Source organism: Aeromonas sp. sif0611, assembly GCF_019218845.1.
GTDB lineage: Bacteria > Pseudomonadota > Gammaproteobacteria > Enterobacterales > Aeromonadaceae > Aeromonas > Aeromonas media.
Map to the genome: position 1 here is coordinate 31,265 of NZ_JAHUWU010000009.1, position 22,080 is coordinate 53,344.

The 22,080-nt window shown below is 63.6% G+C and carries 23 protein-coding genes, 1 pseudogene and 1 riboswitch; of the genes and pseudogenes, 9 read left to right on the forward strand and 15 right to left on the reverse strand.

Going from position 1 to position 22,080, the window contains the following annotated elements; genetic code table 11:
* The first annotated feature begins 206 nt into the window (after positions 1 to 206).
* From KW824_RS17660 to KW824_RS17670, 3 genes are all read left to right on the forward strand, one after another.
* On the forward strand, positions 207 to 2,249 hold the full coding sequence (locus tag KW824_RS17660; RefSeq protein ID WP_218410547.1) for a TonB-dependent siderophore receptor: 2,043 nt from the start codon (positions 207 to 209) through the stop codon (positions 2,247 to 2,249).
* A 65-nt stretch (positions 2,250 to 2,314) separates the two neighbouring features.
* A complete protein-coding gene (locus KW824_RS17665) occupies positions 2,315 to 2,935 on the forward strand; it encodes a PepSY-associated TM helix domain-containing protein (RefSeq protein ID WP_218410626.1) in 621 nt (206 codons plus the stop codon).
* Between the two features lie 173 nt (positions 2,936 to 3,108).
* Positions 3,109 to 4,146: an acyltransferase family protein gene (locus KW824_RS17670; protein WP_218410549.1), complete on the forward strand. Its 1,038-nt coding sequence runs from the start codon at positions 3,109 to 3,111 to the stop codon at positions 4,144 to 4,146.
* Here KW824_RS17670 and KW824_RS17675 read toward each other — a convergent pair.
* A complete protein-coding gene (locus tag KW824_RS17675; RefSeq protein WP_218410551.1) occupies positions 4,118 to 4,474 on the reverse strand; it encodes a helix-turn-helix domain-containing protein in 357 nt (118 codons plus the stop codon). The genes KW824_RS17670 and KW824_RS17675 overlap by 29 nt on opposite strands.
* A gap of 118 nt (positions 4,475 to 4,592) precedes the next feature.
* Between KW824_RS17675 and KW824_RS17680 the strand changes: the two genes are divergently transcribed.
* A complete protein-coding gene (locus tag KW824_RS17680; protein WP_218410553.1) occupies positions 4,593 to 4,898 on the forward strand; it encodes a monooxygenase in 306 nt (101 codons plus the stop codon).
* 19 nt (positions 4,899 to 4,917) lie between these two features.
* Here KW824_RS17680 and KW824_RS17685 read toward each other — a convergent pair whose 3' ends face one another.
* Positions 4,918 to 5,523, reverse strand: coding sequence for an outer membrane beta-barrel protein (locus KW824_RS17685; RefSeq protein WP_268435114.1), 606 nt, complete (start codon positions 5,521 to 5,523; stop codon positions 4,918 to 4,920).
* A gap of 225 nt (positions 5,524 to 5,748) precedes the next feature.
* Here KW824_RS17685 and KW824_RS17690 point away from each other — a divergent pair, with 225 nt between their 5' ends.
* On the forward strand, positions 5,749 to 6,387 hold the full coding sequence (locus KW824_RS17690) for an exopolysaccharide biosynthesis protein (RefSeq protein WP_005328986.1): 639 nt from the start codon (positions 5,749 to 5,751) through the stop codon (positions 6,385 to 6,387).
* A gap of 74 nt (positions 6,388 to 6,461) precedes the next feature.
* On the opposite strand, the gene KW824_RS17695 is transcribed toward KW824_RS17690, so the two are convergent.
* Together KW824_RS17695 and KW824_RS17700 are read right to left on the reverse strand one after the other, a co-directional pair.
* Positions 6,462 to 7,352, reverse strand: coding sequence for a sensor domain-containing diguanylate cyclase (locus KW824_RS17695; RefSeq protein ID WP_218410555.1), 891 nt, complete (start codon positions 7,350 to 7,352; stop codon positions 6,462 to 6,464).
* A gap of 275 nt (positions 7,353 to 7,627) precedes the next feature.
* Entirely contained in the window at positions 7,628 to 8,209 is a 582-nt protein-coding gene (locus KW824_RS17700) for a hypothetical protein (RefSeq protein ID WP_043130659.1), read from the reverse strand.
* 396 nt (positions 8,210 to 8,605) lie between these two features.
* On the opposite strand from KW824_RS17700, the gene KW824_RS17705 reads away from it, so the two are divergent.
* Complete coding sequence (locus KW824_RS17705; protein WP_218410557.1) at positions 8,606 to 9,022, forward strand: GNAT family N-acetyltransferase; 417 nt, start codon at positions 8,606 to 8,608, stop codon at positions 9,020 to 9,022.
* Positions 9,022 to 9,120 (forward strand): annotated as a pseudogene (locus KW824_RS21240) (GNAT family N-acetyltransferase); the annotation flags it as partial. The gene KW824_RS17705 and the pseudogene KW824_RS21240, both read left to right, overlap by 1 nt.
* 354 nt (positions 9,121 to 9,474) lie before the next feature.
* On the opposite strand, the gene KW824_RS17710 reads toward KW824_RS21240, so the two are convergent.
* The 10 genes from KW824_RS17710 to KW824_RS17755 form a co-directional block, all read right to left on the reverse strand.
* Complete coding sequence (locus tag KW824_RS17710; protein WP_218410559.1) at positions 9,475 to 9,849, reverse strand: hypothetical protein; 375 nt, start codon at positions 9,847 to 9,849, stop codon at positions 9,475 to 9,477.
* Positions 9,846 to 10,280 carry a hypothetical protein gene (locus KW824_RS17715; RefSeq protein ID WP_081844045.1) on the reverse strand — a complete coding sequence of 145 codons (435 nt, stop codon included), beginning with the start codon at positions 10,278 to 10,280 and terminating at the stop codon, positions 9,846 to 9,848. The genes KW824_RS17710 and KW824_RS17715 overlap by 4 nt, the downstream gene beginning before the upstream one ends.
* Before the next feature lie 639 nt (positions 10,281 to 10,919).
* Positions 10,920 to 12,134: a 2-iminoacetate synthase ThiH gene (gene thiH, locus KW824_RS17720; protein WP_256351415.1), complete on the reverse strand. Its 1,215-nt coding sequence runs from the start codon at positions 12,132 to 12,134 to the stop codon at positions 10,920 to 10,922.
* Positions 12,135 to 12,151: 17 nt separating this feature from the next.
* Entirely contained in the window at positions 12,152 to 12,919 is a 768-nt protein-coding gene (locus KW824_RS17725; protein ID WP_218410561.1) for a thiazole synthase, read from the reverse strand.
* A 1-nt stretch (position 12,920) separates the two neighbouring features.
* Positions 12,921 to 13,121 (reverse strand): sulfur carrier protein ThiS, encoded by a 201-nt coding sequence (thiS, locus tag KW824_RS17730; protein WP_005331003.1) that lies wholly within the window; start codon positions 13,119 to 13,121, stop codon positions 12,921 to 12,923.
* 2 nt (positions 13,122 to 13,123) lie between these two features.
* Positions 13,124 to 13,903, reverse strand: coding sequence for a HesA/MoeB/ThiF family protein (locus tag KW824_RS17735; protein ID WP_218410563.1), 780 nt, complete (start codon positions 13,901 to 13,903; stop codon positions 13,124 to 13,126).
* Positions 13,893 to 15,452, reverse strand: a complete 1,560-nt coding sequence (gene thiE, locus KW824_RS17740; protein WP_218410565.1) for a thiamine phosphate synthase — start codon at positions 15,450 to 15,452, stop codon at positions 13,893 to 13,895. The genes KW824_RS17735 and thiE overlap by 11 nt, the downstream gene beginning before the upstream one ends.
* Positions 15,449 to 17,443, reverse strand: a complete 1,995-nt coding sequence (gene thiC, locus KW824_RS17745) for a phosphomethylpyrimidine synthase ThiC (protein WP_305730036.1) — start codon at positions 17,441 to 17,443, stop codon at positions 15,449 to 15,451. Before thiC ends, thiE begins: the two co-directional genes overlap by 4 nt.
* 266 nt (positions 17,444 to 17,709) lie before the next feature.
* Positions 17,710 to 17,823: riboswitch (TPP riboswitch) on the reverse strand.
* Between the two features lie 72 nt (positions 17,824 to 17,895).
* Complete coding sequence (locus tag KW824_RS17750) at positions 17,896 to 18,381, reverse strand: hypothetical protein (protein ID WP_218410566.1); 486 nt, start codon at positions 18,379 to 18,381, stop codon at positions 17,896 to 17,898.
* A gap of 85 nt (positions 18,382 to 18,466) precedes the next feature.
* Positions 18,467 to 18,883 (reverse strand): hypothetical protein, encoded by a 417-nt coding sequence (locus KW824_RS17755; RefSeq protein WP_218410568.1) that lies wholly within the window; start codon positions 18,881 to 18,883, stop codon positions 18,467 to 18,469.
* 90 nt (positions 18,884 to 18,973) lie between these two features.
* Between KW824_RS17755 and KW824_RS17760 the strand changes: the two genes are divergently transcribed.
* Together KW824_RS17760 and KW824_RS17765 are read left to right on the forward strand one after the other, a co-directional pair.
* Positions 18,974 to 19,642 (forward strand): response regulator transcription factor, encoded by a 669-nt coding sequence (locus tag KW824_RS17760; protein ID WP_218410570.1) that lies wholly within the window; start codon positions 18,974 to 18,976, stop codon positions 19,640 to 19,642.
* Positions 19,643 to 19,671: 29 nt separating this feature from the next.
* On the forward strand, positions 19,672 to 20,901 hold the full coding sequence (locus tag KW824_RS17765; RefSeq protein WP_218410630.1) for a HAMP domain-containing sensor histidine kinase: 1,230 nt from the start codon (positions 19,672 to 19,674) through the stop codon (positions 20,899 to 20,901).
* 142 nt (positions 20,902 to 21,043) lie between these two features.
* Here the strand turns inward: KW824_RS17765 and rimK are convergent, their stop codons facing one another.
* Positions 21,044 to 21,940 carry a 30S ribosomal protein S6--L-glutamate ligase gene (gene rimK / locus KW824_RS17770; RefSeq protein WP_005326726.1) on the reverse strand — a complete coding sequence of 299 codons (897 nt, stop codon included), beginning with the start codon at positions 21,938 to 21,940 and terminating at the stop codon, positions 21,044 to 21,046.
* Between the last annotated feature and the right edge of the window lie 140 nt (positions 21,941 to 22,080).

The window sequence follows — 22,080 nt, forward strand, 5'->3', positions numbered from 1 at the left end:
ACCAAGACTCATCCGATGGGTTGCATCAGGGCAATGATCCTCAACTGACCGCACAACTGCTCGTAGGTGTGGGATTTTTGCATCTTTGCCTTGCAAGACAAATGAAAATCAATATCATTAGCGTCCTCTCGAAACGGGAGATACTAATAACTACAAATAAATCAATAAGTTCAGGCCGACAGGTCGATTAAAAGAGTCACACGCAGATGCATAACCCCAACTCCCCGCGCGCCCTGCTGGGCGTCGCCTTGCTGTCCCTTTGCGCCAGCGCCCAGGCCGAAGACGAAACCCTCACTGTGGTCGGCAAACGCAGCCAACACGAGGAAGTCGCCACCGCCACCCGCACCAACACCCCGGCCAAGCTGGTGCCCCAGAGCATAGAGAGCGTCTCCGCCAGCGAGCTGACCGCCTACGGCCAACCGACCCTGAGCGAGGCCCTGAGCGGCATCCCCGGGGTCAACGCCAGCGGCGACACCCGCTTCGACGGTGTCAACATCCGCGGCTTCAACGCCAGCAACGACTTCTACCTCGACGGCCTGCGGGACGACATGCAGTACACCCGAGATCTCGGCAACATAGAGCGGGTCGAGGTGCTCAAGGGGCCGGCCGCCGTGCTCTACGGCCGTGGCAGCACGGGGGGCATCATCAACCGGGTCAGCAAGAAGCCGCAGCGGGGCCAGGCCTCCAGCGTCAGTGCCCGGGTCGGCAGCTTCGACAGCCAGCGCCTCGCCGCGGATCTCAATGCCGAGGCAGGCGAGCGGGTGCAGCTGCGCCTCAACCTGGCCCAGGAGGACAAGGAGAGTTTTCGCGACGGCGTGACCAGCAAGCGCACCCTGCTGGCCCCCTCCGCCAACTGGGAGATCACCGACAAGCTGAACTGGCTGGTGCAGTACGAGCGCAACGGCAGCGATCGCACCCCGGATCGCGGCATCCCAGGCGTCAACGGTCGCCCGGCCGATGTCCCCATCGAGAGCGTCTACAGCGACACCAGCCGCGACTACATAGATGACGTGGCCCAGTCCACCCGCTCCCAGCTCACCTGGGATCTGAACGAGCAGTGGCAACTGCGCCAGCAGCTCGGCTACACCAGTCTCGACAGCCAGTTCGACAACACCTATGTCACCAGCGTCAAGGGCGACCAGGTGACCCGCGCCCGCTGGCAGCAGGATCTCAAGGCCAACAACCTGACCAGCAACACGGAAGCGGAAGGCCAGCTGCAGACCGGTCCCGTCGAGCATCGCCTGCTGGTGGGCCTGGAGCAGAGCTGGCAGGAGCGCACCCCCAAGCTCTATCAGAACGCCACCGCGATCCCGCCGGGCAACCTGTACGATCCGAGCTCACTGCCCAGCTACAACGGCGCCATGAAGCTCTCCAGCGACGCCAGACACAGGGTGCGTGGCTACGGCCTCTATGTGCAGGATCAGCTCAGCCTGGGGGACTGGCACCTGCTCGGCGGCCTGCGCCGGGACGCGTTCACCGTCACCAGCCGCCGCAACGACCTCGACAAGGAGGAGACCCTCTCGGTCACCAGCCTGAGCCCCCGTCTGGGCCTGGTGTGGAACCCCATCGAGGAGCACGCCTTCTACACCTCCTACAGCAAGACCTTCACCCCGGTCGGCGGTGAGCTGATCGGCATCACCCCGGGGGACAAGAACAACAACCTGGATCCCCAGCACACCCGGCTCTACGAGGGGGGCGTGAAGAGCGACTGGCTGAACGGCCGCCTGGCCACCACCCTCTCCATCTACCGGCTGGAGATGTACAACAAGCGCAGCAAGGATCCGCTGGATCCTACCAAGGTGCTCCTCACCGGCCTGCAGCGCACCGACGGCATAGAGCTGAGCGCCCGCGCCCAGCTCACCGATGCCTTCTACCTGCACGGCGGCATCGCCATCCAGGACGCGGAGCAGGTCAAGGCGGATGCGGATCTGCAGGGCAAGCGGCCGATGAACGTCTCCCGCGAGAACGGCCAGCTGTTCGCCGGCTACCAGAGCGGCAAGCAGGGCTGGTATGGGGAAACCGGGGTGACGGCGGTGGGGGATCGCTTCGCCGACAACGCCAACACCACAGTGTTGCCGGGCTACGCCCGCTATGACGCCCGCGCCGGCTACCGCTGGCAGCACTGGGATGCCCAGCTCAGCGTGGAGAACCTGACCGACCACGACTACTTCGTCAGCGCCACCAGCGCGGCCCAGATCATGCCGGGCAGCCCCCGTCAGCTGAATCTCACCGCCGCCTACCGCTTCTGATCCTCCTGTCCACAGCCAAACTGGCCAGCCTCTGCTGGCCAGTTTTTTTATGACGCGCCACCATGATGAAACCCAAGAGATTCCCCCTTCACAACAACAAGTGGGTGCGCCGCATCCACGCCTGGGCGGGCTTTGCCACCCTCACCCTGATGCTGCTCTACGGTCTGACCGGCCTCTGGCTCCAACACAGGGCCGTGCTGCCCCTGCCCGGCCCCCACACCGAAAAGTCGAGCGAGGAGATAACGCTGGCCGCGCCGCTGGTGAGCCCGGACGCACTGAAAGCCCTGCTGCAACAGCACTACCCCGAGGGCTTGGAGGAGGGACGGTTCAGCATCACCCCGGCCCGGACCCTGCCCACCCCCACAGGCTCCCTCACCCTGCCGGCGCGCTGGGAGCTGCGCGGCGTCACCCTCAGCCAGAGCCTGGCCGCCAGTTATGTGGAGGGTACCCTGCTGGTGCAGACCGAGCTGCAGCGGGCCAACCTCGCCGCCAGCCTCAACCGGCTGCATCGCGGCATGGGCACCGGTCTCTCCTGGCAACTGGTCGGCGATCTTGCGGCCCTCTCCATGCTGCTGCTGGCCCTCACCAGTTTGCTGATGTGGAACAAGCTGCACGGCCCGGCCGGACGTGGCATCGCCCTGCTGCTGACGGGCGCCATCGCGACAGCGCTGGTCGCCCTGCTCTAGGGCTTCTACCGACACCAAAACGGGATCCACCTCCCACCCGGAGTAACCCTGCCCATCCCCCGGGTAACAAAGGGTAACCGGGCACCGATGGGGGTCACAGTTGGCGGCCCCCCGGCTGGAAGAGGCATGTGCCCGGCTGCTAGGGTGCCAGGTTTCAGCCGTCGGAAACCATCATGCGCATCTCCAGCATCGAGTGCGGGCGAGTCCTGGCCATAATGGCCGTGATGACCATTCACCTCTCTCCCTTCAGCAATCCGTTCGATCCCACCCTCTGGGACGGCACCCCCTACCTCTGGCTCGGGGCCATCATCAACCAGCTGTGCCGCTTCGCGGTGCCGCTCTTCTTCCTCTGCGCCGGCTACTTCCTGCAACCCGCCCTCGCCGCAGGCAAGCCCATGGCGGTGGCGCTGCGCTACTGCCGCCCCCTGCTGGGACTCTGGCTGGCCTGGAGCCTGCTCTATCTGCTGGTGCCCTTCAACCCGGTCGCGGCCATGACGGAAGACTATCTGACCAGCATGGCGGGCCAGTGGCAGATGCAGTTGGGGGATCCTCTCAACGCCTGGTGGGTGGGTGGCATGATCCACCTCTGGTTCCTGCCCGCCCTGATGCTGGCCGTCCTGCTGCTGGCCCTCTGCTGGCGGATCAGGCTGCCCCGACTGGCTCTGGTGGCGGGTGCCCTGCTCTACGGGCTGGCCCTGATCGGCGGCTCCTATGGCCCGCTGCTGCCAGGGGGCGAGTGGGCCCTGCTGACCCGCAACGGCCCCTTCTTCTCGCTGCTGTTCGTGGCGCTTGGCGCCGAGCTGCGCCTGCGTGGCTGGCAACCGGATGCCAGGCGCAGCACCCTGCTGATGGTGGCGGGGATGGGACTCTATGCCCTGGAGGCCGAGGGCCTGCTGCGCTTTGCCGCCGTGCCCCTCAACCGTCACGACTTTCTGCTCGGCTCCCTGCCCTGGGCGCTCGGCCTGTTCGGCCTGCTGCTGGCCAACCCAAACTGGGGCAAGGGCAGCTGGCTGGAACGCCAGGCCCCCAAAGTGCTGGGCCTCTACTGCCTGCACATGATGCTGGTGGTCTGGCTGATGATGTTCGGCCCCCAGGGCAAGCTGCTGTGGTGGGAGCTGGTGAAGGTGCCGGTGCTGCTGATGCTCTCCCTGCTCGCCTGCCGGTTGCTGGCGACGAACCGGATCAGCGGCTGGCTGCTGCGGGCTCGCTAGGGGCGGGATCCTGCCCTGCCAGTAGGTCGGCGTTCGCCAGCGCGAAGTCATGCATCTGTTGCAGCAGGGGGAGAAGGGCCACCCCGAGCGGGCTCAGGGTGTATTCGACCCGGGGCGGGACGTCGGGATAGAGGGTACGAATGATGACGCCGTCGCTCTCCAGCTCCTTGAGCTGGGCGGTGAGCACCTTCTGGCTCACCTCGGGGAGGCAGCGGCGCAGGTCGCCGAAACGCAGGGTCTGGCTGCGCAGATGAAACAGGATGGCCGGTTTCCATTTACCGGCGAGCAGGCGCAATACCTGATAGGCGGGGCAAGGCAGTGAGGACAAGGGATGACTCGCGAGTGGTTCCTTTGGGGTAACTATGCCACCAGAATGTGCCTTCTTGCAGCCAAGATGCCGGCTTCTTATGATGCGGATTCCGTCATTCCCCCGAGAGAGGTTCATCATGCCCAGCCTGCTGCAGATCCATTTCACCTTCCCCGCCGAGCTGATGGGGCCGTCCCTGACCGCCGCCGCCACGCCGCTGGCCGAGTCCATCACCCGGGAGCCGGGCTTCATCTCCAAGATCTGGACCGAAAACCCGCGCACCGGCGAGGCGGGCGGCATCTATCTGTTCGAGGATGAGGCGAGCGCTCTCGCCTACGCCACCATGCACGAGCAGCGGGTGCTCGCCATGGGCGCCAGCGCGGTACAGTACAAGGTGTTTGACGTCAACGAGCCCCTGAGCCGCATCACCTTCGGCATCAAATAAACCGACCCACATCGCGGGCTCAGAACCTCAGGGTCAAGCCGATATTGGCCTGCCACTGGGTGAGCAGATCCCCCCGCACCCGGAAGGCGCAGACCTCGGGGTTGCAGAGAAACGCGCTGTCGTCGTTGAGCAGGGAGCCGTAGCCACGCACCTCGGCCCGCAGCGCCAGATGTTCCCCCAGGCGCGGCTGTACCCCGAGCGCCAGGGACATGGAGGGGGCCGTCTCGCTGTCGTAGGCATCGAAGCGGGTCACCCCGATCCCGGCGCCTATATAGGGCGCCATCAGGTTGTCCGAGAGGGTCAGGGCCCCGGCGAAGTGCAGGGTATCCACCGTCAGCCTGTCCGGCTGATCCGGGGAGACGGGGGTGGATTGATGGCTGTAGAGCAGCTCTATCATGCCGGGATCATCCACCTCCCGGCTGATGAAGAGGCCCCAGTTGCCCGAGCTCTCCCCTTGCAGGGAGCCTACGTGGGGCGTGGGGGCGGGTTCATCCATCGCCTCGAAGTCGATGGACGAGCTATAACCCAGGAAAGGGGTCAGCTGCCAGCCCGGCGCGGCAGGCTCGGCCGCCCAGCCCGTCAGCGGCAAGCACAGTCCCAGCACCATCATCGTCGCTCGCGTCACGCTCTTCTCCCTAGTTGCATGGATTGCGTCAAAAGCATATCAGAGCCTGTTCCATCCGACCCTGGATGGTGGCTGTATCGCCCCATTTTGGCGACCCGCCCCCGTTCCCCGCCCTCTCTTTTCATCAAAGCTTGCGCCGGCTCACATTATTCATCTGGGATTAACCTCTGCCACGTAAGCTGTCGACGCCAAAGCGGTGGCATCAACAGGACGAGGATCTCAGGAATGGTTGCCGCGCAACTCAACGACCCACAAAGCACGCTCTCCGATACCCTGAGGGCCACCGCCCACGCCATCGAGGAGAGCCACATCAGCCTCAAGGAGATGCTGGCCCTGGTGGGCGAGCAGGGCATGCTGCTGTTTTGTGTGCTGCTCACCGTCCCCTTCCTGTTGCCGGTCTCCATCCCGGGCGTCAGTACGCCCTTTGGCCTGCTGATCCTCTTCATCGGCATCGGCATCACCCTCAACCGGGTACCCTGGTTGCCCGCCATCCTGATGGAGCGCCGCTTCGCCGCCGAGCACCTCAAGCCAGCCCTGCACAAGGGGGCGGATCTGCTGGCCCGCATCGACCGTTTCATCCGGCCGCGCCTGCTGCTGCTGACCGGCAGCTCCACAATCAATCGCTGCAACGGCCTGCTGATCATGCTGGCGGCCCTGCTGCTGATGCTGCCGCTCGGCGCCATTCCCTTCACCAACGCCATGCCCGCCTGGGCCATACTGCTGCTGGCCATCGGCATGCTGCAACGGGACGGCCTCTTCGTCGCCCTCGGCTACGCCCTGGTCACTGCCACCCTGGTCTGGTTCAGCGTGCTGGCCATCGGCCTGCTGATGGCGGGCCAGAACATCTCGACGCTGTTTGGCTGAGACGGGCGCAGACACAGACAACTGAAGGAGGGCGACACAGGGTCGCCCTCCTTCGTTGCAAGCCCGGGGGCTTTTCAGGGATCCCCGTCGTGGGCCACCTGGTTGCGCCCGCCTCGCTTGGCCCGATAGAGCCACTCGTCCGCCCGGGCCAACACGGCGCCGAGATCCTCCCCCGGCCGGATCAGGGTGGTGCCCAGACTGACTGTGACGGGGGCCGGATCCGGCTCCATGGCCGCCACCGCGGCACGGATCCGCTCCGCCACCTTCAGCAATATCTCCTCGTCTATCTGCGGCAGCAGGATCAGAAACTCCTCGCCGCCGCTGCGCACGAACAGATCCTCTCCCCGCAACTGGGCGGACACGCAGTCGCAGACGCGGCACAACACCTTGTCCCCGGCCTGATGGCCGTAACGATCGTTGATCTGCTTGAAGTGATCGAGATCCAGCATGATGAGGCCGGTGAGCGGCTGACCCTGCACCCTCTGGTGGTACTGATCGAAGAAGAAGTGGCGATTGTAGAGGCCGGTGAGCTGATCCGTCTCGCCGAGCCGCTTGAGCCGCCGTTGCAGCTCGTGCTGGCGGGTGATGTTGCGGGTCATCCAGGCCACCGCCCGCTTGCCGTCATAGAGGGAGGGCAGCGGCGCTATCTTGCCCTCGAAGCGCTGCATTCCCTGGGGACCCGCCTCGGCATCGATGCCCTCCACCTCGGCGGGGGAAAGATCGTACTCCACCACCTGCACCTGGCCGCTGGCCAGGGCACGCGCCACCTGCTCCATCACCCAGAACGCCTTGTCTGCCGGCAGCACGTCGAACAACCGCTTGCCGATCAGCGGGTTGCCATCCTGGTATGACTGCTGCTCCACCCCGCCGATGTACTCGATGTAATGACCATCTTCACTGAGAATGAAGACGGGATCGGGCAGCTGGGTCATCACTTCATAGAGTTGTGCCACTGAGAGCGCCATCTGTGCTCCTTTTATCTGCGGGGAGGGCCCTGTGTTGTCTGTTATACACGACCCGTGCAGTATCGCATACGGCCCGGACGCCGTGGCAACGTGGCGGCAGCACCCGCAGGTGCGGTAGTGAACGGCTATCCCCCGGGCCCGCAGTCAGTACCCGCAAGGGGGATATGGCGCCACTCGGCCCATGACAGGCGCTCGCGGCGAGCGCGCTGGCGCCTTGAAACGAAAACGCCATCGAGAGGAGCTCGATGGCGTTTTCGGTGGCCGGGATGACGGGATCAGCGGCTGGCAGAGCGGTTCCCGCTCCAGAGCAGCTCGCCGCTCTTGAGATCCATCAGGCTCATGGCGAGTCGATAGCGGCTTCCCTCGGAGACGAGATCCCCGTAGAGCATGTAACCGGCCCCGGTCTGACGACCCAGACGCACCAAAGAGGCCGGATTCATCCCCCCCTGCTGATACTCGAGCTGGCTGGTGATGGCTGATACCTGGCCGGGATCGGCGAAGCTGAAGCCGCCCTGTTTCTGAATCCGCTGGATCATGGCCACCGCCATGGACTGGGTGTTGAACGACTCACCCGTGCCGTTCTGAGGGGCCATCAACAGCAGCACCGGGCTGCCGTCCCGGGTCAGTGCCTGCACCTCGGGGGCCTTCAAGAAAGCATCCGCCATGGCGACCGCCAGCCCGGTCGGTGCCACGGGTTTGGGCGGCGGCTTGACCGCCTCGGGTTCAGCCACAGGTTTCTCTGGCTGACTCACCGGCTTGTCCGGCTCGCCGACCGGCGCCGGGGTGCCGCCATAAGGATTGACCGCACAACCGCCCAGCAGCAGGGCACCCACCATCAACAAGGAACGCAGCTTCATCTTTTCTCTCCGCCAGAAGTCCGTGGAACGGACTTCGCCAAAAGCCCGCATGACGGAGCCCCGCTCCGCCTCCCTCCCATGCTAGAGACAAACCGGCCCCGGGTCGATGCGCATATGGGACGGGGACGACAAAGGCTGGCGAACCTGGCTGCACAAAAGGGTGGCATGGCCCCGCCAGATTCCGTTACGGTAGTCCGGGCCAAGATTCAAGAGGATCGCACCGGGCACGCCAACCCTCAGGGTGATCCGCTCCTCCTTTGACGACACCACCATGGTCCGTCTCAATATCCTCCTCTGGTGGAATGGGCGGAAATGGATTCTTGATTGGCCGCGGGGAGATAGACACACCACAGGCCACAACCAGATAGATACAACCAACATCAAGCAGGAAGCACTATGCAATTGACCACACCCCAACCGCCTCAGGACGATGAGATCGAAGCGCTGCGAATTGGCCTCTCCGGCTACAACCTGGATCACGCCGGCGCGCACCTGCGCGAACGGATCGCCAGCTTTATCAAGGATGAGCAGGGCAAGGTCCACGGCGGCATCATCGCCGACATCAAGTGGGGCTGGCTGCACGTCGACTGGCTCTGGATTGACGAAAGCATCCGCAAGGATGGCTGGGGCAGCCGCCTGCTCGGCGCCATGGAGCAGTACGCCCAGAGCAAGGGCATCACCAACTACCATCTGGAAACCACCAGCTTCCAGGCCCTCCCCTTCTACCAGAAGCAGGGCTACGAGGTCTTTGGCCAGCTGCCCGATATGCCGCCGGGGCATATCAGTTACTTCCTGAAAAAGCAGGATAAGTGATGCCATTCCAGCGCCTTGCCAACGCCCATCTCGTCATTCGCCCCTTCGAAGCGGGCGATGCCGATGAGTTTGTCCGTGCGGCACACGAATCTATTGAGGTGACGCTGGCATCAACCAGTTGGCTCCCATCATCTCTACGGTAATGTCGGCTATTGGATGAAGCAATCGAGACAAGGTCACGACATCGCCCTATAAGTAGTCGATCTGCTGCGTGAATTTTGTTGTTGCGCAGTGCCGTAGGATGTAATTAACGAAGTGAATTTCACCTCTAGACTCCACCACTAAAATAACTCGTGCGATAAACCACATTATTGCAACTTAGTTCGCTTGATGTTTTCAGTCTATTTTATCAACTAATTATAAATATCTATGCAAGATATATATTATGCATCTACGCAAATTATTAAATAGGTGTAACAATGCCACCTTATTACACCCATGAAATCTAAATATTAAAATAATTCGTCGCTGTTAATTATGTCATCTAAAACATCATCCATACCATACAACTTCTGACTTACTATATTATAGAGTTCAGCCATTGACTCTATGGCCTCTTTAGTACCTAACTCTTGGCTTGTATAAGTTACACAAAGGATAGATGCATAATGCCAATCATCGCTAGAGATTTTTGATAGCTCGTATATATCCTGCCCCTCTGGATAATATGCCATGTAATAGTGACCATCATCTCTTTTTAATATTGACCAGGGATGCTTACCATCATATATAAAGAAGCACTCTGTTTCATAGCCTCCTTTTATAACACCAGTGATACGCTCTGGATTTGAAACCATCACATTGATTGCTTTAACTATCTTGCTCATTGACTCTCTCCAACCAGATTATCAATATTACTTATATTTAAATGCCGTAACCGCTCTCTCAGTTCACTAACCAATGCTCTTTTCCTTGGTTCGGTAAGGCGCCGTTTATCGGCAGATAGGGATTCCATCGTAACTAATATTTCAGAAAAGTGACGCCGAAGCCTCTCATTGCCTCGAATTTGACCAATTATTTCATTAAATATATTTATAACGTGCTCACACTGCTCAGGATCCTTCGCGTTATACTCATTTAATCTTTCAATTTTCTCTCTCACCTCAGAAAGAGATAATTGATGTGTATAGTTAATGAGCAAATTAAAGACTGACGATATCTCCTCTTTCCTAGAGAAATAAATATATATAGCCAGCATAGATGCAAAAATCGTGAATAAATTTGAAGTTAGGGATACAAAATATACGAATCCGTCCAATTAACATACTCCATCAAGCGAACGGAGCCTCCGTTCCAGCCCTAGATGATCGAAATATATACTTCCGTATCTATATTACCCATACAGCGTCCTATGTGGCAATGAACGAAGTGAGGTGTATCACTCTCCATGAAAAATCTATTTGTTGGACGGTGTAATGCACTCTGCACACCCTACGACGACAGCCCCTGAAGCTATGGTAGGCACGGCTTTGGCTCTCCCCTCCAATCCGCCGAGGGGAAGGGGCAAGGTCAGGAGCGCCATCAGGGATGATGGCGCAGACGCAGCCGGCACAGGGATGTGCCGTCTGCGGCGATCCGTCCGACCTTGCACCTGACCCGAGGGAAACCGCGTAGCGGTCGGATTGGCGGGGGAGAAGACCTTTAGTGACTTTGGGTCTTTCCAAAGTCACTCGCCCCGGCCCGAAGGGCGGGCGAAACCCCGTCGAGGCCAGCGGCCTCGCGTCCTGCACGGCGAAACCGTGCCGTATTTCCCCCCCCAAAAAAACTGCAAAGCGGACGATTACGCCTGACGGCTAATCGACCCTACGACTGCACGGCACAGCCGTGCCTGCTCGCCACAGGCACGGAGTCTGGCTGAACGCCCCGGATGCCACCGATAAAGGGGGCCTGGCCGCCCCTATCGGCCCAAAAACGCCTCCCAATCCTTAAACACCGGCTGCAACCCGGCCTGCCGCACGGCATCGGCCACGTCGCCCAGGGTGCGATCGTCGTGGATGGCGAACTGCTCCAACTCCTCCTCGTCTCCCTCCGCATAGCCGCCGGGCTGGGTGCGCGATTCCGCCGACATCTGGGTGATGCCAAGGCGCAGGGCGCCGTTGCGAAACGCCGGGGACTCCCGGGTGGAGAGAGACAGCTCCAGGGTCGGCGAGAAGAGGCGCCAGGCGCAGATAAGCTGCACCAGCTGGCGGTCCGACATGCTCACTTCGGGCTCCAGCCCCCCGGTGCAGGGGCGCAGCCGTGGGAAGGAGAGGGAATAACGGCTCTGCCAGTGGTGGCGCTCCAGCCAGGCCAGGTGCTCGGCCACGAAGTAGCTGTCGGCGCGCCAGTCCGGTGACAGGCCGATCAGGGCGCCGAGGCCAATCTTGTCGATGCCGGCGCGCCCCAGCCGGTCCGGGGTGGCGAGGCGCCATTTGATGTCCTGCTTGTTGCCGCGCAGGTGATGGCGGGCGTAGGCGGGGGCATGATAGGTCTCTTGGTAGACCATGACGGCATCCAGCCCCAGGGTCTTGAGCTCGGCGTATTCGGCTTGCGACAGGGGTTGCACCTCCATCGCCAGGGTGCTGAAGTGGCGGCGGATGCGCGGCAGATGCTCGCGAAAGTAGTCCATGCCCACCTTGGTCTCGTGCTCGCCGGTCACCAGCAGCACGCTGTCGAAGCCGCGCGCCTTGAGGGCCAGACATTCCCGCTCGATCTCTTCGCTGTTCAGGGTCTTGCGCTTCAAGCGGTTGCTCATGGAGAAGCCGCAGTAGGAGCAGTCGTTGGCGCACAGGTTCGACAGATAGAGGGGCACATAGAAGCCCACTGTGTTGCCAAAACGCTGGCGGGTGAGGCGCTCGGCCAGCTCCGCCATCCGGGGCAGGAAGGGCTCGGCGGCCGGGGAGATCAGCGCCATAAAATCGCTCAGGGTGCGACGCTGTGCGTTCAGGGCTCGCTCCACATCCAAGGCCGTCTTGGCGCGGATCTGCATGCCCACGTCGTCCCAGTCAAGCTCCTGCCAGCGGTCGATAAAGGAAGGCTCCTCAGCCCTCACCCCCAGCCCCTCTCCCAGAGGGAGAGGGGAGCTATCACTCGGGCGCACTTGGGGTGGTGCGAAAGGCTCGAAGTCACTCATGGTTCCAGCCTCATGACTCATAGCGCCCCCAGAAAATCGGTCAGGGGGCTGGAGGCCTGAGCCTGGCTGCCGCGCGCCCCGAGGCCCGCCTCATAGGCGCTGCGACCGGCCTCGCAGGCCAGCGCGAAGGCGCGGCCCATGGCGACCGGATCCCCGCTCACGGCAATCGCCGTGTTGACCAGCACGGCGTCGGCGCCGAGCTCGAAGGCGGCGGCGGCATGACTCGGCGCACCTATGCCCGCATCCACCACCACGGGGACATTGGCCTGCTCGACGATGATGGAGAGGAACTCCCGGGTCACCAGCCCCTGATTGGAACCGATGGGGGCGCCCAGCGGCATGACGGCGGCGCAGCCCACCTCTTCGAGCCGTTTGCAGAGCACGGGATCGGCGCCGCAATAGGGCAGCACCACGAAGCCCTCTTTCACCAACTGCTCGGCGGCCTTGAGGGTCTCTATGGGATCGGGCAGCAGGTATTTGGGATCGGGGTGGATCTCGAGCTTGAGCCAGTTCGTCCCCAGCGCCTCCCGTGCCAGGTGGGCGGCAAACACCGCCTCGGCGGCGGTCTTGGCGCCCGAGGTGTTGGGCAACAGCTTGACCCCGAGTTTGAGCAAGGGGCTCAGGATATCGTCGTGACGCTTGCCGGGCTCGAGGCGCTTGATGGCCATGGTCACCAGTTGGGAGCCGCTCGCCGCTATGGCGGCCGCCATCAAGTCGGGGCGGGCAAACTTGCCGGTGCCGGTGAAGAGGCGCGATGAGAAGGTATGGTTCGCTATGGTCAGCATCTCAGCCTCCGGCGATGGCGGTGAAAAGGTGGATCTCGTCCCCGTCATTGAGGCGGGTGTCTGGCCAGCGGCTGCGGGGCAGCACGGCGCCGTTGAGGGCCACCGCCACCCCCTGGGGGGCAATTTCCTGCACCGCCAGCAACTCAGTCAGGCGCTGGCCGGTGGGCAGCGTCAGCTCGATATCGTTCAATCGGATCTTCATGGTTAATCCTTCAGGGCCGGGTTGGTGCTGCCGCAGACCGGGCAGTCGGGGTCGGCGGGCAGGCGCAGGGTCTGCCATTCATGGGCCAGGGCATCGAAGCGGCGCAGGGTGCCCGCCACCGGGCTGGGGCGCCCGAGCAGCAGCTTGAGCACTTCCAGCGCCTGCAATGAGCCCATCACACCCACCAGGGGGCCGGTGACGCCGCTGCTCTGGCAGCTCTCCCTTACTTCGGTATCCGCCGGGTAGAGGCAGGCGTAGCAGGCATGCTCAGGGGCGCTGCGCACCATCAGCTGACCCTGCCAGCCGACGGCGGCCGCCGAGATCCAGGGCTTGCCCTGCTCGACACAGGCGGCGTTGATGGCGTGGCGGCTGGCGAGGTTGTCACAGCAATCGACAACCAGATCCACCTCGGCCACGAAGCCGGGTAGGCTAGTCCCATCGAGACGCTGGTTGATGGCGATCAGCTCCACATGGGGGTTGTGGGCAGCCAATCTCTCCCTGGCCAGCTCCGCCTTGGAGCGACGCAGCCCCTCCCCGTCGAACAGGATCTGGCGCGGCAGGTTGCTGGAGTCCAGGGTGTCGCCATCGGCGAGCCAGAGCGTCCCCACCCCGGCCCCGGCGAGATAGAGGGCCAGTGGCGAACCGAGCCCGCCCAGACCGACGATCAGCACCGACTTGCCCTTGAGCCTCACCTGCCCCTCTTCCCCTATCTCGGCCAGCATCAGCTGCCTGCCGTATCTCAGGTACTCTTCGTCACCGAGAGACGCCTCGTCAGAGAGCATGTTCCACCTCCTGCGCCGCTATGGCAGAGCGCGCCGGATCCCCGGCCCCCACGGCAGCCAGCAGACGAGCCGTGGCCCCCCGCCAGTCGTCACTCCCTGTGATGGCGGAGACCAGGGCGATACTGCCGACCCCGCTTGCCTGCACCGCAACCACGCGATCCTCGCCGATGCCGCCGATGGCGACCGTCGGCCAGGCCTGCATCAGGGCGCGGTAGTGATGCAGCCGCACCAGCCCCTGGGGGCGGGACGGCATCTGCTTGGTATTGGTGGGGAAGATGTGGCCGAGCGCGATATAGGACGGGGCCAGCTCGCGGGCCCGCATCAGCTCGAAGTAGCCGTGGGTGGAGATGCCGAGGCGCAGGCCAGCGGCCTGGATGGCGGCGAGATCCGCCGTTTCCATGTCCTCCTGACCCAGATGCACGCCGTAAGCACCCGCGGCTATGGCCTGCTGCCAGTAATCGTTGATAAAGAGCCGGGCCCCGAAGCGGCGCCCCAGGGCCACCGCCGCCGCAATGGCGGGCATCACGGCATCGGCGGGCAGATCCTTGATTCGCAGCTGCAGTGTCCTGACCCCGGCTTCCAGCAGCCGCTCCAGCCACGGCACCGAATCCACCACCGGATAGAGGCCGAGACAGTGTTCGGTTGAGACAAAAGGCCCTTGTGGCAGGCGAGCGCTGCTTGGCTCATGCAGGCCGAAGCGGCGATCCAGCGTTGATCCCGCCAGCACGGCGCGGGGGAAGTGGGCAAGATCCCCGGGCCAGCCGAGATGGGCTATGGGGCCGGGGCCCGATCCCACTCCCTGCGCCGCCGCCAACCCCTGTTGCAGGTAGGCGCGCGCCAGCGTGATGGCATCCTCCACCGGATAATCCAGCGCCACCACGGCGGCGATGGCGCTGGCGTAACAGCAGCCGGTGCCGTGGCCATGGCGGGTATTCAGCCGCGGCGCCGCCAGCCAGAACTCGCGGCTCTCGTCCTGGTAGTAGTCCAGACAGAGATCCCCGCTCCACTCAAGGTGACCGCCCTTCACCAGCACGGCGCGGGCGCCGAGTTCACGCAGCCTGGCCGCGCCCGCTCTTACCAGCGCGGGGCTGGTCGCCGGAATGCCGGTCAGGGCTTCCAGCTCGGGGCCGTTGGGGGTGATGAGCGACAGCCTTGGCAACAGGTGCTCACGCACCGCCGCCAGCATGTTGGGCTCCGCCATGGGGGTGCCTGTGCTGGCGATGGCCACGGGGTCATAGATCACGAAGGGGGCGCTTAACGTATCGAGCCGCCGGGCCAGCACCTCCACATGGAGCCGGGTCGGCAGCAGACCGATCTTGATGGCGGCCGGGGGCAGATCGACGCCGAGGGCGTCGATCTGGGCACAGAAGCTCTGCATCAGCACAGGATCCACCATCTTCACCGCCACCGAATTCTGGGCGGTGATGGCGGAGATGACGGAGCAGCCGTGCACCCCGAGGGCATGCAAACTGTGCAGATCGGCCTGGATGCCAGCACCGCCCCCGGAATCTGAACCCGCTATGGTCCAGACGATGGGCTTGCTGCTCATGCTTCTTCCCGCTCCTCTTTGAGGGCCGCCGCCTGATGGTAGAGCTCGCCCCCCTTCTCCTTGAAGGTCTCCGCCATGCGGTGCATGCCGCTCTCCACCTCGGTCACCACCCGCTCCTGCTGGCCATCCATGCCCACCAGTTTCACCTCGACCGCTTCCAGCTTGGCGGCGTAGTCGCGCACGTCCTGGGTGATCTTCATGGAGCAGAACTTGGGGCCGCACATGGAGCAGAAGTGAGCCACCTTGCCGGACTCCTGGGGCAGGGTCTCGTCGTGGTAGGCACGTGCGGTCTCGGGATCCAGCGCCAGGTTGAACTGATCCTCCCAGCGGAACTCGAAGCGCGCCTTGGACATGGCGTTGTCGCGGATCTGGGCGCCCGGGTGCCCCTTGGCAAGGTCGGCGGCGTGGGCGGCGATCTTGTAGGTGATGAGGCCCTGCTTGACGTCCTCCTTGTTTGGCAGCCCCAGGTGCTCCTTGGGGGTGACGTAGCAGAGCATGGCGCAGCCGTACCAGCCGATCATGGCGGCGCCTATGCCGGAGGTGAAGTGATCGTAGCCGGGGGCTATGTCTGTGGTGAGCGGGCCCAGGGTGTAGAAAGGCGCCTCGTGGCAGTGCTCCAGCTGCTCCGTCATGTTGCGCTCTATCATGTGCATGGGGACGTGACCCGGCCCCTCGATCATCACCTGGACATCGTACTCCCAGGCGATTTTGGTGAGCTCCCCCAGGGTGTGCAGCTCGGCGAACTGGGCCTCGTCGTTGGCGTCATAGACGGAACCCGGACGCAGGCCGTCCCCGAGGGACAAGGCCACGTCATAGGCGGCGCAGATCTCGCAGATCTCGCGGAAGTGCTGGTAGAGGAAGTTCTCCTTGTGGTGGGACAGGCACCACTTGGCCATGATGCTGCCGCCACGGGAGACGATGCCGGTGAGGCGCTTGGCGGTCATGGGCACGTAGCGCAGCAGCACGCCGGCGTGGATGGTGAAGTAATCCACCCCCTGCTCGGCCTGTTCCAGCAGGGTGTCGCGGAACAGCTCCCAGGTGAGATCCTCGGCGATGCCGTTGGTCTTCTCCAGCGCCTGATAGATGGGCACAGTGCCGATGGGCACAGGGCTGTTGCGCAGTATCCACTCCCGGGTCTCGTGGATGTAGCGGCCGGTGGAGAGATCCATGACGGTGTCGGCGCCCCAGCGGGTGGACCAGACCAGCTTCTCCACCTCCTCCTCGATGCTGGAGGTGACCGCCGAGTTGCCTATGTTGGCGTTGATCTTCACCAGGAAGTTGCGGCCGATGATCATGGGCTCGGCTTCCGGGTGGTTGATGTTGCTCGGGATGATGGCGCGGCCGGCGGCCACCTCATCGCGCACGAATTCGGGGGTGATGTTTTCCGGCAGGCGGGCACCGAAGCCCTGACCCGGATGCTGGCGCAGCAGCAGCTCGGAGCGCACCCGCTCGCGACCCATGTTCTCGCGAATGGCGATAAATTCCATCTCCGGGGTGACCATCCCCTGACGGGCATAGTGCAACTGGGTCACCCGGCGACCCGGCTTGGCGCGCAGCGGCTTGGGCAAATTATCGAAACGCAGGTGATCCAGTCCCTCGTCGGCGAGGCGCTCCTGGGTGAAGGCGGAACTGAGATCATCCAGGGCTTCGGTGTCGCCACGCTCCAGCACCCAGTTTTCACGCAGGCGCGGCAGGCCGCGGCGCACGTCTATCTCGGCGCTCTCGTCCCCATAGGCTCCCGAGGTGTCGTAGACGGGCACGGGATCGTTCGGCTCGAACTGGGGCTCTTCCTTGCTGCCGCCGACGAAGGTGTCAGCCAGGACGATCTCCCGCAGCCCCACCCGGATATCGGGACGGGAACCCTGAATGAAGATGCGTCTGGAGTTGGGATGGGCCATGCCCTTGAGGTTGTCGATAAAGGCCTGGGCACTGGAGCGCTGCTCCCGGCGGCTGGCGGGCACGGACTTGCTGTTTTCAGAAGAGGTAGACATAGCAAAACTCACATTAACTGGTTGAAGTTATGGGTGTTTGCTTGTCTGGAGTTCGAGGAGAAGTGATGAACTTGCAATCTGGGTGTGCTCTCAAGAGGGAGCGAGCGCGGGATGGATCATCCCTGCTCTGCCGTCCCGCCCCCTTGTGGGGGACATTCGCCGCCCTGATGGGCAAGCGGTGGGACGACCTCCCTCCTGTGCGCCTGTTCTTGCCCGGGGTTCCCCTCCTGGCAAGGGAGAAGTGGCGACTCCCCCGGCGCGGCAACTCGCAAGTTACCCTTGTTTCCCTTCGCAGGTCTTAACCTGATCAGGTTCCACGGATCCCGAATTAACGGTCTCAGCTTTGCGTCGTTCGACGGTCAGCACTCCGACAAGATGGCGCCAGTATAAGTGGGGAATTTTAAAGTACAAGTCATTAACAAGGGGAAAGAACAACCAGTCGCGGACGCGGCTCACTCATCGGGATCGAGTGTGTCCTCCGGGTTGGGGATCAGGATCTCGGTCAGACGGCCCGCATCATCCCGGCTCAGCACCAGCCTGCGACCCGGTTGCAGATCGGTGAGGCTGCCGTTCACCCAGCGGGTGCCGGCATCAAACACCAGCCCCCCCAGTTGCTGCAGCAGCAGGCTCTCTCCTGCGGTGGCGACCAGCCGGTCCTCCGCCCGCCGCCACTGGCCGCTCTGCACCGGATCCGGCTCAGCCGTGCGCAGCCGGATCTGCTCGGCAACGCCGTATCGGCTCTGGATGGCGAGGTGCATGCCGGGCCTGAGATCGTCATACTGCGCTACGCCGTGCAGCGCGGCGCTGCCGAGCTCGAGCTCGGCCCCCTGGAACTGCAGGCGGAGGCCGTCGTTGTGCTCCAGCTCCACCAGCCAGAGCTCGGGCTCGTCGGCAAGGACGTGAAAGGAGAGCAGCAGGAACAAGGCGGTTCTGGTCATAGCAAGCAGGCCCATGGTCAACCCGGCGAGGAGGTTTAACTATGGGCCTGGATGGGCAAATTTTCCGGTTCACTGGTGCGGCGGCTCAGTCGTCCTCACGGCAGCGGCTCAGACGCATGCCGTCGAAGCGGCACTCCAGCTCCAGCCAGCGCCCCTCGAAGGGGGTCAGGCTGTCGTCCGAGGTGACATAGCCCCAGATCCGGCCCCCTTCCACCGGCCCCTCCAGCTCCATCTCATGCTCTTCTTCCAGCGGTTCCACCTCGCGAACCAGCCGCCTGTCTCCCTCCATCACCCCTTCCAGATCGACCCAGGTGCCGCCGAGATCGTCTTCGTCCAGACCGTCCTTGAAGCGGGTCTGATCATCGATCACGAAGGGAATACCGTTGACCATCAACTGGCCCAGTTGCCAGCTGGTGCGGCCGGTCAGCTTGAACTCGGCCGCCTGCACCAGGCCAAAGGGCAATAAAATCAATAGCCAGAGGGCGCAGAGAGACTTCTTCATCGGGGATCCTCGGGGTTACACTGGCACACAGGATGTCTCATCCGGTGTGAAATGGCCGTGAAATCTCGGCCCAAACCAGGAGATCAGAGCATGAAAATACTGGTGGTGGAAGACAGTCCCCAGGTGGCTGAGACCGTCATGGATTATCTGGAGCTGGCCGGGCACAGGGTAGACTGCGCCTATCACGGCCAGGCCGCCCTGCAACTGCTGGCCGAGCAGCGTTTCGACGTCATCATCATGGACGTCATGATGCCGCGCCTCGACGGCCTGCGCACCGTCGAGCGGTTGCGTTCGGACGGCATCGCCACCCCTGTGCTCTTTCTCACCGCCCGCGACAGCCTGGACGACAAACTGGCAGGTTTCAAGGCGGGGGGCGACGACTACCTGGTCAAGCCGTTCGCCATGGAGGAGCTTGAGGTGCGGTTGCAGGCCCTGGCCCTGCGCGGCCCCCGCAGCGACATGGGGGCGCTGGCGTTCGGCGAGCTGGAGGTGGATCCCGCCGCGGGTCGCGCCACCCGCGCCGGGGTGGAGCTCAAGCTCGGCAAGATCCCCTTCCAGATCCTCAGCCTGCTGGTGAAACGGGCCCCCCAGCTGGTGACGCGCCAGGAGGTGCTCGACACTGTCTGGGGCGATGATGAGCCCGACTCCGACGCCCTGCGCAGCCACATCTACGCCCTGCGCAACGCCCTGGACAAACCCTTCCCCAGCCCCATGCTGGAGACACTGCACGGCCAGGGCTACCGGCTGGTCAAACCATGAGTCCTTCTGCGCCCCCAAGCCAGCAAGCCTTGAATCTGCCGAGCCTGCGCAAGCGCCTGATCCTGGCGCTGGGCGGGGCCGGCTTGCTGCTGCTGCTGATCCTGAGCCTGCTGATGGTGGTGGCCGAGAACAAAATGGAGGAGCTTAGCCTGCGCCACTGGCTGGAGGCCGAGGTCACCCGCTACAACGATGACTGGCTGCGGCTCGGCCAGGCGGCCCCCGCCCCCAGCCCGCGCCAGTTCTCCAGCTACTGGACGGAGGCGGGACGCCTGCCGGCCTGGCTGAAACCCTACCAGACCCCCGGCTTCTTCGAGCACCAGCTGGGCGAGGAGGACAAACACTTCCTGGTGCGCGCCCACCCCTCGGGCCAGGGCCTGCTCTATCTGGTGTTCAACGACGACGCCGACGACTACCTGGATCCTTACGAAGACAGGCTGCACCTGGTCACCCGGCTGATCGGGCTGGTCCTGTTGCTCGGCTGCATAGCGTTCGGCATCTGGCTGGTACGCCACATCACCCGGCCCCTGGACAGGCTGCGTCAGCGCGTCGCCCACCTCACCCCGGATCAGGTCGACTTCGTGCCGGACGCCCCCTGGCAGGAGCTGCGGGAGATCGAGCTGGCGCTGCTGGCGGGCAAGCACGAGGTGGCCGCCGTGTTCGCCCGTGAGCAGGAGTTCAGCCGTTTCGCCAGCCACGAGCTACGCACCCCCAACATGGTGATCCAGGGCTCGGCCGCCCTGCTCGGCAAGGTGAGCGACCTGCCCGCCCCCGCCGCCCGGGCCGCTAGCCGCATTCGCACCGCCAGCGACGAGATGGCCCTGCTCACCGAGACCTTCCTGCTGCTGGGGCGCAAGGAAGCGGTCGAGCGCCCCCCGCAATGGGTGGCACCGCTGATCCAGCGGGAGCTGGCGCGCCTCGCCCCCTTGCTGCAGCGGGAGAACCTCGACATCCGCCTCAATCTGGACGAGCAGAGCGAGGTGCAGGCCCCCCTCTCCCTGCTCGCCATCGCGCTCGGCAACCTGCTGAAGAATGCCCTGAGCTACGCCGAGGGTCACATCGAGATCGCGCTTCAGGGGCAGGTGCTCACCATCAGCAACCCGACGGCGGCGGCGCCGGATCAGATCCTGGGCTACGGCTGCGGCCTCACCATCATCCAGCGCATCTGCGAGAAGCTGGGCTGGCAGATAGAGACCCGGCTGGAGGATGGCGTTTTCAGCGCCAGGCTGGCGATGATCACCAGCGAACCCACGAAGGCATAGCCCCCTCATCCCCGGCCCTTCTCCCGCAAGGGGGAGAAGGGAGACAACAGACACACCCCGGCAAGCCCGCTGCCCACCAGCCAGATTGCAACAAGGCGCCCGAGGGCGCCCTGTTTTTACCTGTCTGACACTCGTCCGGGACTCATTCCGCCGGCTTGTGCTTGCGACTCGCCTTGAGCTCCAGAAAATCGATGATCTTGCCCGCCACATCCTTGCCGGAGGCGGCCTCGACCCCTTGCAGGCCGGGGGAGGAGTTCACCTCCAGCACCAGGGGGCCGCGGGCACTGCGCAGGATGTCCACCCCGGCCACGTCCAGCCCCATGATCTTGGCGGCCTGCACCGCGGTCGCCCGCTCTTCCGGGGTGATCTTGATGGCCGACGCCTCGCCGCCACGGTGCAGGTTGGAGCGAAACTCCCCCGGCTGGGCCTGACGACGCATGGCCGCCACCACCTTGCCACCCACCACCACGCAGCGAATGTCGGCGCCATTGGCCTCGCGGATGTACTCCTGCACCAGGATGTTGTTGTTGGTCTGGATGAAGGCCTCGATCACGCTCTCGGCGGCCTTCTGGGTCTCGCACAGCACCACGCCTATCCCCTGGGTCCCCTCCAGCAGCTTCACCACCAGGGGCGCGCCGCCCACCATGGTGATGAGGTCGGGCACGTCGTGGGTGCTGTGGGCATAGCCGGTGATGGGCAGGCCGATGCCGTGGCGGGAGAGCAGTTGCATGGCACGCAGCTTGTCCCGGGAACGGGAGATGGCCACCGAGCTGTTGAGGGCCATGGTATTCATCATCTCGAACTGGCGCAGCACGGCGGTGCCATAGAAGGTGATGCTGGCACCGATGCGCGGGATCACGGCGTCATAGCTCGCCAGTTCCCGTCCTTCGTAGTGGATGGAGGGGCTGTGGGAGGCGATGTTCATGTAGCAACGCAGGGTGTCGAGCACCTCGACCTGATGCCCGCGCGCCTGCGCCACCTCGACCAGGCGGCGGGTGGAGTAGTTGTTGGGCTCGCGGGATAAAATGGCAATATTCATGACAATTCCGCTAGAAGGCAGTGCCTGGGCAGGATGGGGCGGGAGAGTATAAAGTGCCACAGCGCCAAGACAACGCCAATTGTTTCTCCTGACAACAAGACAAACCACGCAGAACTCTGCTATGCCATCCCGCTGTCATC

Excerpts from the sequence above, each read along its gene's own strand:
- KW824_RS17660 (WP_218410547.1), top strand. The coding sequence starts at position 207 with ATGCATAACCCCAACTCCCCGCGCGCCCTGCTGGGCGTCGCCTTGCTG.
- KW824_RS17665 (WP_218410626.1), top strand. The coding sequence starts at position 2,315 with ATGAAACCCAAGAGATTCCCCCTTCACAACAACAAGTGGGTGCGCCGC.
- KW824_RS17670 (WP_218410549.1), top strand. The coding sequence starts at position 3,109 with ATGCGCATCTCCAGCATCGAGTGCGGGCGAGTCCTGGCCATAATGGCC.
- KW824_RS17680 (WP_218410553.1), top strand. The coding sequence starts at position 4,593 with ATGCCCAGCCTGCTGCAGATCCATTTCACCTTCCCCGCCGAGCTGATG.
- KW824_RS17690 (WP_005328986.1), top strand. The coding sequence starts at position 5,749 with ATGGTTGCCGCGCAACTCAACGACCCACAAAGCACGCTCTCCGATACC.
- KW824_RS17695 (WP_218410555.1), bottom strand. The coding sequence starts at position 7,352 with ATGGCGCTCTCAGTGGCACAACTCTATGAAGTGATGACCCAGCTGCCC.
- KW824_RS17700 (WP_043130659.1), bottom strand. The coding sequence starts at position 8,209 with ATGAAGCTGCGTTCCTTGTTGATGGTGGGTGCCCTGCTGCTGGGCGGT.
- KW824_RS17705 (WP_218410557.1), top strand. The coding sequence starts at position 8,606 with ATGCAATTGACCACACCCCAACCGCCTCAGGACGATGAGATCGAAGCG.
- KW824_RS17710 (WP_218410559.1), bottom strand. The coding sequence starts at position 9,849 with ATGAGCAAGATAGTTAAAGCAATCAATGTGATGGTTTCAAATCCAGAG.
- thiH (WP_256351415.1), bottom strand. The coding sequence starts at position 12,134 with ATGAGTGACTTCGAGCCTTTCGCACCACCCCAAGTGCGCCCGAGTGAT.
- KW824_RS17725 (WP_218410561.1), bottom strand. The coding sequence starts at position 12,919 with ATGCTGACCATAGCGAACCATACCTTCTCATCGCGCCTCTTCACCGGC.
- thiS (WP_005331003.1), bottom strand. The coding sequence starts at position 13,121 with ATGAAGATCCGATTGAACGATATCGAGCTGACGCTGCCCACCGGCCAG.
- KW824_RS17735 (WP_218410563.1), bottom strand. The coding sequence starts at position 13,903 with ATGCTCTCTGACGAGGCGTCTCTCGGTGACGAAGAGTACCTGAGATAC.
- thiE (WP_218410565.1), bottom strand. The coding sequence starts at position 15,452 with ATGAGCAGCAAGCCCATCGTCTGGACCATAGCGGGTTCAGATTCCGGG.
- thiC (WP_305730036.1), bottom strand. The coding sequence starts at position 17,443 with ATGTCTACCTCTTCTGAAAACAGCAAGTCCGTGCCCGCCAGCCGCCGG.
- KW824_RS17750 (WP_218410566.1), bottom strand. The coding sequence starts at position 18,381 with ATGACCAGAACCGCCTTGTTCCTGCTGCTCTCCTTTCACGTCCTTGCC.
- KW824_RS17755 (WP_218410568.1), bottom strand. The coding sequence starts at position 18,883 with ATGAAGAAGTCTCTCTGCGCCCTCTGGCTATTGATTTTATTGCCCTTT.
- KW824_RS17760 (WP_218410570.1), top strand. The coding sequence starts at position 18,974 with ATGAAAATACTGGTGGTGGAAGACAGTCCCCAGGTGGCTGAGACCGTC.
- rimK (WP_005326726.1), bottom strand. The coding sequence starts at position 21,940 with ATGAATATTGCCATTTTATCCCGCGAGCCCAACAACTACTCCACCCGC.